This is a genomic window from Curtobacterium sp. MCSS17_016, assembly GCF_003234255.2.
Taxonomy (GTDB): domain Bacteria; phylum Actinomycetota; class Actinomycetes; order Actinomycetales; family Microbacteriaceae; genus Curtobacterium; species Curtobacterium flaccumfaciens.
The window spans coordinates 3446520-3459595 of record NZ_CP126254.1; the positions used below are offsets into that span (position 1 = coordinate 3446520).

12 protein-coding genes are annotated in these 13076 nt (G+C 69.7%); 9 read left to right on the top strand and 3 right to left on the bottom strand.

The genetic code is table 11. The annotated features are described in order from the left end of the window. The first annotated feature begins 84 nt into the window (after positions 1 to 84). The 9 genes from DEJ19_RS16175 (at position 85) to pstB (ending at position 10131) form a co-directional block, all read left to right on the top strand. Positions 85 to 768 (top strand): response regulator transcription factor, encoded by a 684-nt coding sequence (locus DEJ19_RS16175; RefSeq protein ID WP_017888078.1) that lies wholly within the window; start codon positions 85 to 87, stop codon positions 766 to 768. Next, the gene (mshD, locus tag DEJ19_RS16180; protein WP_111233719.1) at positions 768 to 1598 is read left to right on the top strand and encodes a mycothiol synthase; all 831 of its coding nucleotides are present in this window, start codon (positions 768 to 770) and stop codon (positions 1596 to 1598) included. Before DEJ19_RS16175 ends, mshD begins: the two co-directional genes overlap by 1 nt. Before the next feature lie 83 nt (positions 1599 to 1681). After that, a complete protein-coding gene (locus DEJ19_RS16185) occupies positions 1682 to 2275 on the top strand; it encodes a hypothetical protein (RefSeq protein ID WP_111233718.1) in 594 nt (197 codons plus the stop codon). 116 nt (positions 2276 to 2391) lie between these two features. Then, on the top strand, positions 2392 to 4557 hold the full coding sequence (locus DEJ19_RS16190) for an RNA degradosome polyphosphate kinase (RefSeq protein ID WP_071404719.1): 2166 nt from the start codon (positions 2392 to 2394) through the stop codon (positions 4555 to 4557). After that, complete coding sequence (locus DEJ19_RS16195; RefSeq protein WP_111233717.1) at positions 4554 to 5501, top strand: NUDIX hydrolase; 948 nt, start codon at positions 4554 to 4556, stop codon at positions 5499 to 5501. Before DEJ19_RS16190 ends, DEJ19_RS16195 begins: the two co-directional genes overlap by 4 nt. 420 nt (positions 5502 to 5921) lie before the next feature. Next, entirely contained in the window at positions 5922 to 7028 is a 1107-nt protein-coding gene (locus tag DEJ19_RS16200) for a phosphate ABC transporter substrate-binding protein PstS (protein ID WP_111233716.1), read from the top strand. A 224-nt stretch (positions 7029 to 7252) separates the two neighbouring features. Beyond that, complete coding sequence (pstC, locus tag DEJ19_RS16205) at positions 7253 to 8203, top strand: phosphate ABC transporter permease subunit PstC (protein ID WP_111233715.1); 951 nt, start codon at positions 7253 to 7255, stop codon at positions 8201 to 8203. Between the two features lie 13 nt (positions 8204 to 8216). Next, entirely contained in the window at positions 8217 to 9302 is a 1086-nt protein-coding gene (pstA, locus tag DEJ19_RS16210; protein WP_027466630.1) for a phosphate ABC transporter permease PstA, read from the top strand. A gap of 49 nt (positions 9303 to 9351) precedes the next feature. Continuing rightward, positions 9352 to 10131 carry a phosphate ABC transporter ATP-binding protein PstB gene (gene pstB / locus DEJ19_RS16215; protein WP_027466631.1) on the top strand — a complete coding sequence of 260 codons (780 nt, stop codon included), beginning with the start codon at positions 9352 to 9354 and terminating at the stop codon, positions 10129 to 10131. Between the two features lie 274 nt (positions 10132 to 10405). On the opposite strand, the gene DEJ19_RS16220 is transcribed toward pstB, so the two are convergent. The 3 genes from DEJ19_RS16220 to DEJ19_RS16230 form a co-directional block, all read right to left on the bottom strand. Continuing rightward, positions 10406 to 11281, bottom strand: coding sequence for an anti-sigma factor (locus tag DEJ19_RS16220; RefSeq protein ID WP_111233714.1), 876 nt, complete (start codon positions 11279 to 11281; stop codon positions 10406 to 10408). After that, positions 11278 to 11877 (bottom strand): ECF RNA polymerase sigma factor SigK, encoded by a 600-nt coding sequence (gene sigK, locus DEJ19_RS16225; protein WP_027466633.1) that lies wholly within the window; start codon positions 11875 to 11877, stop codon positions 11278 to 11280. The genes DEJ19_RS16220 and sigK overlap by 4 nt, the downstream gene beginning before the upstream one ends. 543 nt (positions 11878 to 12420) lie before the next feature. After that, on the bottom strand, positions 12421 to 13050 hold the full coding sequence (locus DEJ19_RS16230) for a hypothetical protein (RefSeq protein WP_027466634.1): 630 nt from the start codon (positions 13048 to 13050) through the stop codon (positions 12421 to 12423). Positions 13051 to 13076: the final 26 nt, after the last annotated feature.

Below are 13076 nucleotides of genomic sequence, written 5' to 3' on the forward strand. Positions count from 1 at the left end.
TGACGCGCAATCCGTCCGGCCGGATGAGTCCTTCCCGAGCATCACTAGGATGTCTCCACGACGTCATCCACCTCCGGAGGTCCTGTGGCACAGCTCCTGGTACTCACCTCGACCGCGCCCGGAGACGTCCTGCCGAGCCTGGGCCTCCTGAGCCACCGGATCCGCCACGTGCCGGCCGAGGCCGCACAGCTGGTCAACGCCCCGCAGAGCGACCTGATGTTCGTGGACGCCCGCACCGACCTGGTCAGCGCGAAGGCCCTGTGCAAGATCCTCGCCTCGTCGGGGTCGACCACGCCGATCGTGCTCGTCGTCACCGAGGGCGGACTGACCGCCGTCAACAGCGACTGGAACGTCGACGACGTCGTACTCGAGAGCGCGGGCCCGGCCGAGATCGACGCCCGCATCCGGCTGTCGGCCGGTCGTGCGGCGAAGGGCCAGACGAGCTCGAAGATCCAGGCGTCCGGTGTCGTCATCGACGAGGCCAGCTACTCCGCCAAGGTGCGCGGCCGGCCGCTCGACCTGACGTTCAAGGAGTTCGAGCTCCTGCGCTTCTTCGCCACCCACCCGTCCCGCGTCTTCACCCGCGAGCAGCTGCTCAGCGAGGTCTGGGGCTACGACTACTTCGGTGGCACCCGCACGGTCGACGTGCACGTCCGACGGCTGCGCGCCAAGCTCGGCGACCTCGAGTCGCTCATCGGCACCGTCCGCAACGTCGGGTACCGCTTCAACGTCTACGACGACGAGGCCGAGCGCCTGATGGGGCAGTAGTGCTGCCCGACCTCGGCAGCTTCGTCGCCCCCGGCGAGGCTCCCCCGTTCTCCGACCAGACCCTGGTCGACGTCCGCGCGGGGCGCGCGACCGTCCTGACGGTCGACCACGGGGTCGCCGTGGTCCGTGACGGCGAGCTGGAACTCGTCGTCGCCCAGGAGGCCCGTGGCCAGGGCATCGGCACGACCCTGGTGACGCAGGCACTCGCGCTGGGCGGCGGGGCCGCTCCCCGGCTCGCGTGGGCGCACGGGGACCACCCGGCAGCGCGAGCGCTGGCCGACCGGTTCGGCTGGCGCGCGGTCCGCACGCTGCTGCAGCTCCGGGCGCCCGTCACCGACTCCGATGTGGACGTCGCCGCCGACGTCGCGCTGCCCGACGGCTACTCCCTGTCGGCGTTCCGCCCCGGCACCGACGACGAGACCGACTGGCTCGCGCTGAACGCCGCCGCCTTCGCACGCCACCCCGAGCAGGGGCGGATGACGCTCGACGACCTGCACGCCCGCGAATCCGACGACTGGTTCGCAGGCGAGGACCTGCTGCTGCTCCGCGATGCCTCCGGGCAGCTCGCGGGCTCGTGCTGGCTCAAGGTCGAGGACGGCATCGGCGAGTTCTACGCCGTCGCCGTGCGGCCCGACCTGCAGGGGCAGCGGCTCGGCGGAGTGCTCATGCGTGCGGGCACCGCTCGGCTGCGCGGCCGCGGCCTGACCGCCGCCGCACTCTACGTCGAGGGGGACAACGAGCCGGCGCTGGCGCTGTACCGGCGCTCGGGGTTCACGCAGCACGCGATCGACGTGCAGTACGCGGCGCCGGAGCAACCCTCAGGTCACTGATACGCTGCGCCCATGATCCAGGGGGACCAGGGCGGATCGCCCATCGAACGACGACGTCCGGACACACGCTCGGGGGCAGGGCGGTGAACTTCAACCCGTCGCCGGTGTTCCTCGCGATGGCCGCGATGGTCGCCATCCCCGCCGTCGTCACCGCACTCGTCCGCCAGAGCGACCGGAAGCGACCCCCGTCGACGGTCGTCGGGGACGAGGCGTACGGCGTGCTCTTCACCGTCCGCGCTCGCCGGTGGAACTACCTGCTGCTCCGGATCATCGGGATCGTCTTCATCGTGGTCGGCGGGTTCTTCCTGCTGGCCGCACTCGCCCTGCTCGACGACCCCGAGGCGATCGGGATGCTCCTCGGCGGTCTCGGCATCGGGCTGTTCTGGCTGCTGTTCGTCTACCTGGGCGTCGGGCAGAAGCGGCGCCGGGTCGAGGCGTACGACTCGCAGCTGGTCGTCACGCCGATGTTCCGTGCCGCCCGGACCGTCGACCCCGCTGCCATCAAGCACATCCGGCCCACGACGAACCGCTTCGGCGGCCTGGACGTCAAGGTGCACGGCCAGCGCGGGGTGATCAGTGTCCTGTCCATCGATGCCGCCTACCCCGAGTTCTGCGCGTGGCTCGAGCAGCGGGCGCCGGCGCAGTGGGGCGCGTTCGTGCAGGTCTTCGCGCGCTGAGCGCAGCACCTCGGTCCGTCGCGGCCGTTCCTGCACAACCGAACGGTTCACCGCCGGTTTCCACAGCGTCCACCGAGGCCCCTCCGGTGGCAGGGGCCGGGTGGCAGGATGTGGGGATGGACACCGAACCGCAGCTCGACGGCGAATCCGTCGCACCCGACCTGGACGACTTCGACGAGGTCGTCGAGATCGAGCACGAGTCGCTGCCGACGGACCGCTACTTCGACCGCGAGCTCAGCTGGCTCCGGTTCAACCAGCGCGTGCTCGAGCTGGGTGAAGACCGCACGCAGCCCCTGCTCGAGCGGGCGAACTTCCTGGCGATCTTCGCGTCCAACCTCGACGAGTTCTTCATGGTCCGCGTCGCCGGCCTGAAGCGGCGCATCGACACCGGCATCGCCGTCCCGACCAACGTCGGCCGTGCTCCCAGCGACGTCCTGCGGGACATCGCGAAGAAGGCCCACGAGCTGCAGGACCGGCACGCCCAGGCCTTCATCGGGTCGCTCAAGCCCGACCTCGACGCCGCGGGCATCCACATCGAGCACTGGTCCGACCTCGACGAAGCCGACCGGCAGCGGATGCGGGAGTACTTCAACGAGCAGATCTTCCCGGTGCTCATGCCCCTGGCCGTCGACCCGGCGCACCCGTTCCCCTACATCTCCGGGCTCTCGCTCAACCTGGCGGTGCGGGTCCGCAACCCGAAGTCGCAGCGCCAGGAGTTCGCGCGCCTCAAGGTGCCGCAGAACTTCTCGCGCTTCATCAAGCTCCCCGACGACAACTCCGGCCGGATGCGCTTCATCCCGCTCGAAGACCTCATCGCGAACCACCTCGACGACCTGTTCCCGGGGATGGAGGTCCTCGAGCACCACGTGTTCCGGGTCACTCGCAACGAGGACGTCGAGATCGAGGAGGACGAGGCCGAAAACCTCATCCAGGCCCTCGAGCGCGAGCTCCTGCGCCGCCGGTTCGGTCCGCCGATCCGCCTCGAGATCACCGAGGACATGGATCCGGTGACGCTCGACCTGCTCGTGCGTGAACTCGACATCACCGAGGAAGAGGTCTTCCGGCTGCCGTCGCCGCTCGACCTCGGTGGGCTGTTCGAGATCTCCAAGATCAACCGTCCGGACCTGCACTACCCGAAGCACGTGCCGACCACCCCGGTGCAGTTCCAGCCGGGTGAGCCGAACACGAAGCCCGACCTGTTCCGTGCGATCAAGGCGAACGACGTCCTGGTCCACCACCCCTACGAGTCCTTCGCCACGAGCGTGCAGGCGTTCCTCGAGCAGGCCGCGGCCGACCCGAACGTCCTGGCGATCAAGCAGACCCTGTACCGCACCTCCGGCGACAGCCCCATCGTCGAAGCGCTCATCGACGCCGCGGCCGCCGGCAAGCAGGTCCTCGCCCTGGTCGAGATCAAGGCCCGCTTCGACGAGCAGAACAACATCACCTGGGCCCGGAAGCTCGAGAAGGCCGGCGTGCACGTCGTCTACGGCCTGGTGGGGCTGAAGACGCACTCGAAGCTGGTGCTCGTCATCCGGCAAGAGGGCGGGACCCTCAAGCACTACAGCCACATCGGCACGGGCAACTACAACCCGAAGACCTCGCGCATCTACGAGGACATGGGGCTCTTCACCTCGGACGACACGGTGGGCAAGGACCTCACCCGCCTGTTCAACGAGCTGTCCGGCTACGCCATCGAGAAGAAGTTCAAGCGCCTGCTGGTGGCACCGCTGCACCTGCGGAAGGGCCTGCTCAAGCGCATCCAGACCGAGGCCGCCAACGCCCGCGCCGGCAAGCCCTCGGGCATCCGGATCAAGGTCAACTCGATGGTCGACGAGCAGATCATCGACGCGCTGTACCTGGCGAGCCAGGCCGGGGTGCCGATCGACGTGTGGGTGCGCGGCATCTGCTCGCTCAAGCCGGGCATGGAAGGCGTCAGCGACACGATCCGCGTGCGGAGCATCGTCGGGCGCTACCTCGAGCACTCCCGTGCGTTCGCGTTCCACAACGACGGCGACCCGGCGGTGTTCATCGGCAGCGCCGACATGATGCACCGCAACCTCGACCGACGCGTCGAGGCGCTCGTGCGGCTGGTCGCCCCGGACCACATCAACGAGGTCCAGGAGATGTTCGACCTGGCGATGGCCGACACCGCCAGCTCGTGGCACCTGGAGTCCGACGGCGAGTGGACACGGCACTCCACGGACGATGCGGGCCGTCCGCTCGAGGACGTGCAGAATGTGACCATGCGGAAGATCTCGGCCCGGAAGCGCTCGACTCGGTGAGCGGCGGTCCCTCGGGCCCCGTCGTCGCTGCGGGTGCGGTCGTCTGGCGCGAACAGGACGGCACGCCCCTCGTGCTGCTCATCCACCGCGACCACCACAAGGACGTCTCCCTACCCAAGGGCAAGGTGGACCCGGGCGAGGCCGTCCCGACGACCGCCGTGCGCGAGATCGACGAGGAGACCGGGTACCGCGTCCACCTCGGCGCACCGCTCGGCACCGCCGAGTACGTGCTGCCGAACGGCCGCGACAAGGTCGTGCACTACTGGGCGGCTCGGGTCTCGGCCAAGGAGTACGCCCGCGCCGGTGCCTTCGTGCCGAACCACGAGGTCGCGGCGCTCGAGTGGGTCACCATCGACGACGCCCGCAACCGCCTGACGTACGAGCGGGACGTCGCGATCCTCGACCGGTTCGCCGAACGCGCCGCCGCCGGACAGCACCGCACGTTCGCCCTGATCACCCTGCGCCACGCGAAGACGGTGCCCGGCTCGGACTGGGACGGCCCCGACGCCACCCGTCCACTGCTGCCCGTCGGCCGTTCGCAGGCCAAGGCCGCCGCCGCACCGGTCGCGGCGTTCGGCCCGAAGAAGATCGTGAGCAGCACGGCGGCGCGGTGCCTCGCGACCGTCGAACCGCTGTCCGCCGCGACGAAGCTCGGGGTCTCGAGCACCGCCGACATCAGCCAGGACGCCCACGACCGCGGCGCCGCCGACGTCAAGGGCGTCGTCCGGCGCCGGCTCGACAAGGGCAAGACCGCCGTCCTCTGCTCGCACGGCCCGGTGCTGCCCGACATCATCGCCCGGATCGCCACCGCGACCGCCGACGACTCCGGCCGCTTCGACCTGCGCCGCGCCGCGCTGCTGTCCGTCGGGGACTTCTCCGTCATGCACATCGCCGGGGACACCCTCGTCGCGGTCGAGACGCACCGCAACACGATCCCGGCGTAGCCGGCCACCGCCGGACCGCAGCGCCGGCGGACCACAGCGCCGCCGCACCGCAGTGCCGCCGCACCGCAGTGCCGCCGCACCGCAGTGCCGCCGGACCGCAGCGCCACCGGGCCGCAGCGCAGACGCCCGGCACCCGACCACACGACGGGGCCGCGCCGCGCCCGGGAACGCGATCCGGGCCTCCCGACCGCTCGTCCGCGATCATGCGTGCGCATCTTCCGAACGAGCGCACAGTGCCCCCGATCCTGCTCCCTGCGCGGGTGCGGCGCACGCCGCCCCGACGCGGACAACCCCTCGTTCACCTCCCGTTCACCAGCGGGGGTGATTGCGGTCACCTCGCGTCCCTACAGTCGCTCCCGGGTCGGCACCGGCCCAGGGACCGCAGTGGTCCCACTGCATTCCATTCCCGAAGGGACCCCTGTGAACATCAAGCGAATCGGTTCGATCGCAGCAATCGCGATCGCCGGCGCAGTCGTGCTCTCCTCGTGCGCGGCGAACGAGGACGCGGGCAGCACCGAGTCCTCCTCCACCAGCGGCAGCGACTACTCGAAGCTCTCCGGCACCCTGACCGGCTCGGGCTCGTCCGCACAGCAGACCGCGCAGGCCACCTGGGCCGCCGGTTTCCAGAACGAAGCCTCGGGCGTCACCGTCAACTACACGCCGGACGGCTCCGGTGCCGGCCGCGAGAACTTCATGTCGGGTGCCGCGGACTTCGCCGGCTCCGACGCCGCGCTGAAGGACGAGGAGCTCTCGGGCAAGTTCGAGTCCTGCAAGGCGGACACCAAGGGCATCGACATCCCCGTCTACATCTCCCCGATCGCGATCGCGTACAAGGTCGACGGCGTCAGCGACCTGACCCTCGACGCGAAGACCATCGCGGGCATCTTCTCGGGCAAGATCACCAAGTGGAACGACTCGGAGATCGCCGGCCTGAACAAGGACGCGAAGCTGCCGGACGCGAACATCACGGTCGTGCACCGCTCGGACGACTCGGGCACCACGCAGAACTTCTCGGAGTACGTCTCCGCGAACGCCTCTGACGTCTGGACCGAAGAGCCCAGCCAGACCTTCCCGTACTCGGTCGGTGACAGCGCGAAGGGCACCTCCGGTGTCGCCTCCGCGATGGGCAACGCCACCAACGCCATCACCTACATCGACGACTCCGGTGCGGGCGACCTCGACCGCGCGAAGCTGATGGTCGGCGACAAGGCGACCGAGATCTCGGCCGACGGTGCCGCGCAGGTCGTCGCCGACTCGAAGATCGCGACCGGCCGCGAGGCCAACGACCTCGCGATCGACATCGACCGCAAGGACACCGCTGACGGTGCCTGGCCGCTGGTCCTCGTCTCCTACGCCATCGCGTGCCAGGAGTACAAGGACGCCGACAAGGCCGAGCTCGTGAAGGGCTACCTCGACTACGTCGTCTCGAGCGCCGCTCAGGACGCCGCTGCCAAGGAGGCCAAGTCGGCCGCCCTCTCCTCCGACCTCGCGTCGAAGGCCAAGGACGCGGTCGCGTCCATCAAGTAAGGCCCTCTGAGCGCCCGGACGCCGGTCCCACCCACACGACCGGCGTCCGGGCACTCAGCCGTCCAGGACCCACCCGGACGCGCACCCGTCCAGGACCCCACCCGGACGCGCACCCGTCCAGGACCCCACCCGGACGGGCACCCTTCCGGGCCCACGGTCCGGACACCGCACCACCACCCCAGAACCCGTCGCCTCCCCCGGCGTTCCTCCGACAGGAGTACCCCATGACGACCGCACCGGCCCAGCCAGGGGCCACCGTCACCCCGATCAAGCCGAAGGCCGTCGTCCGTGTCGGCGACCGCGTCTTCTCCGCCGCGTCGGTCATCGCCGGCGGCCTCATCCTCTTCGTGCTCGTGCTCGTCGCCGCGTTCCTCGTCTGGCAGAGCATCCCGGCCTTCTCCGCAAAGGTCGGCGAGCTGCCGGGCAAGGCCACGAACTTCTGGGACTTCGTCGGCCCCCTGGTCTTCGGCACCGTCTGGTCCGCGCTCATCGCGCTCGTGATCGCCGTGCCGCTGTCCCTCGGGATCGCCCTCTTCATCTCGCACTTCGCGCCGCGTCGACTCGCGCCGGTCCTCGGCTACGTGATCGACCTGCTGGCCGCGGTGCCGTCGGTCGTCTACGGCCTCTGGGGCATCGCCGTGCTGGCGCCCCTGGTGAAGCCGTTCTACGTGTTCCTGAACGAGCACCTCGGCTGGTTCCCGCTGTTCTCCGGCCAGGTGTCCGGCACCGGCCGCACGATCCTGACGGCGTCGATCGTCCTCGCCGTCATGGCGATCCCGATCATGACCGCGGTCATGCGTGAGATCTTCCTGCAGGCCCCGACCCTCAACGAGGAAGCGGCCCTGGCCCTCGGCGCGACCCGCTGGGAGATGATCCGCCTGTCGGTCCTGCCGTTCGCGAAGTCCGGCATCGTCTCCGCGATCATGCTCGGCCTCGGCCGTGCACTCGGCGAGACGATGGCGATCGCGCTGGTGCTGTCGGTCTCGACGAACGTCACGTTCCAGATGCTGACGTCGCAGAACCCCTCGACGATCGCCGCGAACATCGCCCTGCAGTTCGCCGAGGCCTCGGGCACGGCACTCAACGCGCTCATCGCGTCGGGTCTGATCCTCTTCGTCATCACCCTGGTCATCAACATGCTCGCGCGGTACATCGTCCGCAGCCGAGTCAGCTGAGAGGTCGCACCCGATGTCCCTCGCGCTCCGTCAGACCGGCACCGCCGGCAACGTCTACGCCAACGGCAAGCTGCACGCCTCCGTCCCGTGGCTGCTGCTGGTCGGCAGCTGGGTCGCCCTCGTCCTGGTCTTCGCGCTGCTCAACGCCGGTGGCGCCGTCAAGGACTTCAACGTCGTCGCCGCGATCTTCCTCGGCACGGTCCTGTTCGACGTCCTCATCGTCGTCATCTCGCGGATCGTCGAGGGTGGCCGCAAGGCGGTCGACCGCCTGGTCACCTCGCTCGTCATCACGGCGTTCGTCATCGCGGTGCTGCCGCTGGTGTCGCTGCTCTGGACGGTCATCGCCAAGGGCATCGCCCGCTTCGACGCGAACTTCTTCTCGTACTCGATGCGCGGGGTCATCTCCGAGGGCGGCGGCGCGGTCCACGCCCTGATCGGCACGCTCGAGATCACGCTGTTCGCGGCGCTCATCTCGGTGCCGATCGGCCTGCTCACCTCGATCTACCTGGTCGAGTACGGTCGCGGCGCCTTGGCGAAGGGCATCACGTTCTTCGTCGACGTCATGACGGGCATCCCGTCGATCGTCGCCGGCTTGTTCGCCTACGCGCTCTTCGCGCTGTTCCTCGGCCCGGGCGCTCGCTTCGGCCTGGTCGGCTCCGTCGCCCTGTCGGTGCTCATGATCCCGATCGTCGTGCGCTCCACCGAGGAGGTGCTGAAGATCGTCCCGATGGAACTCCGCGAGGCCTCGTACGCCCTCGGGGTGCCGAAGTACCTCACGATCCTCAAGGTCGTGCTCCCCACCAGCCTCGCCGGCATCACCACCGGCGTCATGCTCTCGATCGCCCGCGTCATCGGTGAGACCGCCCCGCTGCTCGTCACGGCCGGCTTCACCGCGAGCATGAACTACAACCTGTTCCGTGACCCGATGATGACCCTGCCGGTGTACGCGTACACGCAGTACTCGCAGCAGGGCGCCAACCCGGTGCCGTTCGTCGACCGGGCCTGGACCGCGGCCCTCGTGCTCATCCTGATCGTGATGCTGCTGAACCTGCTCGCCCGGTTCATCACCCGTCTCTTCGCCCCCAAGCTCAGCCGCTGACCCTCCGCCCCCGCGGAACCAGCGACACCACCCACCCAGAAGGATCAACGTGTCCAAGCGCATCGAGGTCGACGGCCTCAACGTCTACTACTCGAAGTTCAAGGCGGTCGAGGGTGTCGACATCACCATCGAGCCCCGCACCGTCACGGCCTTCATCGGCCCGTCGGGCTGCGGCAAGTCCACCTTCCTCCGCACCCTGAACCGCATGCACGAGGTCATCCCCGGCGCATGGGTCGAGGGCTCGGTCAAGATCGACGGCGACGACCTGTACGGCGCCGGCGTCGACCCCGTGCTCGTCCGTCGCCAGGTCGGCATGGTCTTCCAGCGTCCGAACCCGTTCCCCACGATGTCGATCCGCGACAACGTGCTGGCGGGCGTGAAGCTCAACAACAAACGCGTCTCCCGCTCCGAGGCCGACGACATCGTCGAGCGCTCGCTGCAGGGCGCGAACCTGTGGAACGAGGTCAAGGACCGCCTCGACAAGCCCGGCATGGGACTGTCCGGTGGGCAGCAGCAGCGTCTCTGCATCGCCCGCGCGATCGCGGTCGAGCCGGACGTGCTCCTGATGGACGAGCCCTGCTCGGCCCTCGACCCGATCTCGACGCTCGCCATCGAGGACCTGATCGAGGAGCTCAAGAAGGAGTTCACGATCGTGATCGTGACCCACAACATGCAGCAGGCGTCGCGCGTCAGCGACAAGACGGCGTTCTTCAACATCGCCGGCACCGGCGCTCCCGGCAAGCTCATCGAGTTCGACGACACCGCGACGATGTTCTCGAACCCGTCTGTGCAGGCCACCGAGGACTACGTCTCGGGCCGCTTCGGTTGATCGGCATCCGTCCGTCGCGCTGACGGACGGCCTGGAGGCCCGGTGCACGTCCGCCACGGACGCGCACCGGGCCTTCGTGGTTGCGCCGGGTGCGACGGCAACCCGCGGGACGTGCGCATGTTCCGACGATCCACGCGTCGATCGACTCGTGGTTCGTCGCTCGATGCGCACGCAGACGTTGCGTGCGCATGTTCCGACAGTCCGCGCGTCGATCGACTCGTGGAACGACGAAAGGTGCCCGCGCATCGACTGCACGGGCACCTTCCGGAATGCCTCAGGCCGTGGTGGTGGGGACCGCCATGATCGGCGAGGTGGTGGGCTGCTCGGAACCGCCCTCGGGCTCGACCGTCATCCCGATCGTCGCGCCCTCGGACATCGCGCCCTTGAGCACGGCGGAGTGCACACCGTCAGCCGCACCGTCGACCAGGCCGGCCGACTTGATGGTGCCGCCCTGCTCCTCGGAGCCGATGTACCAGAGCTCGTACGTCTTGCCCTTCGGCGCCTGCTCGACACCGTCGAGGATCACCGCGGACTTGCCGAGGTCGTTCGACCACACGACCGTCGCCGAACCGCCGCCCGCGACCTTGGTCGTCGTGCGCTGGAAGTCCGAGGCGGCGTAGATGCGGTCGAGGCCGCTCGAGGCCTGCGTGGTGCCGGTGCCGGTGCCGTTCGGGTCGAAGATCGACCCGACGCCGAGTCCGCCGAAGAAGACCGCGGCGACGGCAGCTGCGGCCGTCAGCATGACCGCCGGACGCTGGAACCAGCGGCGGCGAGCTTCGGACGATGCCCGGCCACCGGCGGTGGGGCCGTCGGCGATCGAGGCGACGTGCCTGGCGGGCTCGGGACGGGCCTCCTGGACGGAGACGGCCTCGGCGACCGGGGTCTGGTCGACCGTCGCATCGGCGAGGGGCGCAGCCTGGGGGGTCGTCGCGATCCGGGCCAGCAGCGACGCCTTGAGCGACGCGGGGGGCTCGATCGGTGCGACGGCGTAGGCGAGCTGCAGCGCGGTCTCGCGCAGCGAGTCGTTCTCGGCCTGCAGCTCGGGGGACGTCCGGAGGGCGTCCTCGAGGAGCGCGCGCTCGTCGTCGGACAGCGCGTCGAGTGCGTGGGAACCCGTCATCAGTGCGGGGTCGTCGTGGCGTTCGGTCATGAGGTCACCCCCATCTCGTCTCGGAGTCGGATCATCCCGTCACGGAGACGGGTCTTGACGGTGCCGATGGGGACACCGAGGTGTTCGGCCATCTCGCTGTGCGAGTAGCCGCCGTAGTACGCGAGTTGCACGGCCTGCCGCTGGAACTCGGTGAGCTTCGCCAGCGCTCGGCCGACGCGCTCGTGCTCGATGCGGATCTCGACGGACTCGGAGACCTGGTCGAAACCGGCCTCGAGGTCGCGGATGCCGATCTTGGTGTCGCGGTCGTGCGACGACTGCGAGGCACGGACCCGGTCGACCGCTCGGCGGTGGGCCATGGTGAGGACCCAGCTGGCGGCCGTCCCACGCTTCCGGTCGAAGCGGGTGGCCTGCTGCCAGACCTCCAGGAAGACCTCCTGCGTGACCTCTTCCGACTGCGCGCGGTCCCGGAGGAGGCGCGTGATCAGACCGAGGACCCGCCCGGAGAGTGCGTCGTAGAGGTCCGCGAAGGCGGCTTGGTCACCGGCGGCGACCCGGGCGAGGAGGTCGTCCGGCGATGCCTGAGCTGGCTCTGACGAGCTCCAGCGTTCGGTGTCGCTATCCACGAGGGCAAGCATTGCAGGTTTCCCTCCTCTCGGTTGCTTTCGTTGACCAGGCGGGTAGCACGAAGCCTCCGCATGGGCGGTCGAGACGAGGGGCCGGCGTGACCCACAGGGAATTGACCGGCGGTGCCGGTCCGGGTCACACCGGGCCTCTCGCTTCGTGACGGGCATTCCGTCCGTCACGCAGATGATTCGGTGCGGTCCCCGCTGTGGATTGGATGGGGGTCGGGATTTCTCGGCGGGATGGGCGCGGCGGGCCTGCACAGGGGTGCGCGTGGGCACGCCCGGGACCGGTTCTGTCCACCATGAGTGAACAGGGTCGAGTGATCAGCCGACGTCTCGTAGACTTGGTGTCGCCGGGCCGCAGCAAGCCCCGGGCTCCAAAATTCGCCGCTTCGAGCGGCCTCGCGCCGAGAGGCGCTTCTGCGGCCCGGTCTTTTCATGCCCGGACGCGGTCGCGTCCGGGTTCTCTGCTGCGCGGCCCTTGGCCTGGCGCGTCATCGCGCTGCTGCGCGGCCCTGGCCTGGAGGCCCGGTGCGGGTCCGCCCCGCCGCTCGCTCAGTCCAGGCTGTCGCGGCGCCAGAGCGCCGCAGCCTCGGTCAGGTCGGCCGCCAGCTCCGTCAGGCGGAGCGCCCGCGTCGTGAGTTCGCTCGCGCGCTCGGATGCCACCAGGTCGGACTCGTCCGCCACGGCGGTCGCGCCGGCGGCGGTCAGACGGCAGAACGACGCCCCGCGGTCGAGCGCCACCGCGAGGTCGCCCGTGTACAGGCCGTGCAGGATGCGGTCGGCGAGCGTCAGGATCTCCGCCGGCCCCGTCGGTTCCTCGGCACCCGCGACCGCCTGGTCGATCGTGCCGATCTGCGCCGTGCCCCGCTCGAACAGGTACGCGATCTCCTCCGGGTTCTGCCGGATGACGATGCGCACCAGGTACACCCGCCAGAGCGCCCCCGGCAGCGTGTGTGCCCCGACCCGTGCCCACAGTTCCGCGATGGCGTCGATGCCGTGCACGTCGGTGTACGTGACGAGCCGCTCGACCACGGCCGGGTCCGGGTCCTCGCGCACCCGGTGCAGCAGGGCGTTCGCGGTCTCGTGCGCGACACGGTTCACGAGCGCCGGGTCCTCACCGCCCTGGATGGCGGCGAACTCGGCGTCGGTGAAGTGGACGGGACGGTGGTGATCGCGAGGCACCGCAGCAGTGTAGGCGGGGCCGGTGA

Excerpts from the sequence above, each read along its gene's own strand:
- sigK (WP_027466633.1), bottom strand. The coding sequence starts at position 11,877 with ATGCTTGCCCTCGTGGATAGCGACACCGAACGCTGGAGCTCGTCAGAG.
- pstC (WP_111233715.1), top strand. The coding sequence starts at position 7,253 with ATGACGACCGCACCGGCCCAGCCAGGGGCCACCGTCACCCCGATCAAG.
- DEJ19_RS16220 (WP_111233714.1), bottom strand. The coding sequence starts at position 11,281 with ATGACCGAACGCCACGACGACCCCGCACTGATGACGGGTTCCCACGCA.
- pstA (WP_027466630.1), top strand. The coding sequence starts at position 8,217 with ATGTCCCTCGCGCTCCGTCAGACCGGCACCGCCGGCAACGTCTACGCC.
- DEJ19_RS16190 (WP_071404719.1), top strand. The coding sequence starts at position 2,392 with ATGGACACCGAACCGCAGCTCGACGGCGAATCCGTCGCACCCGACCTG.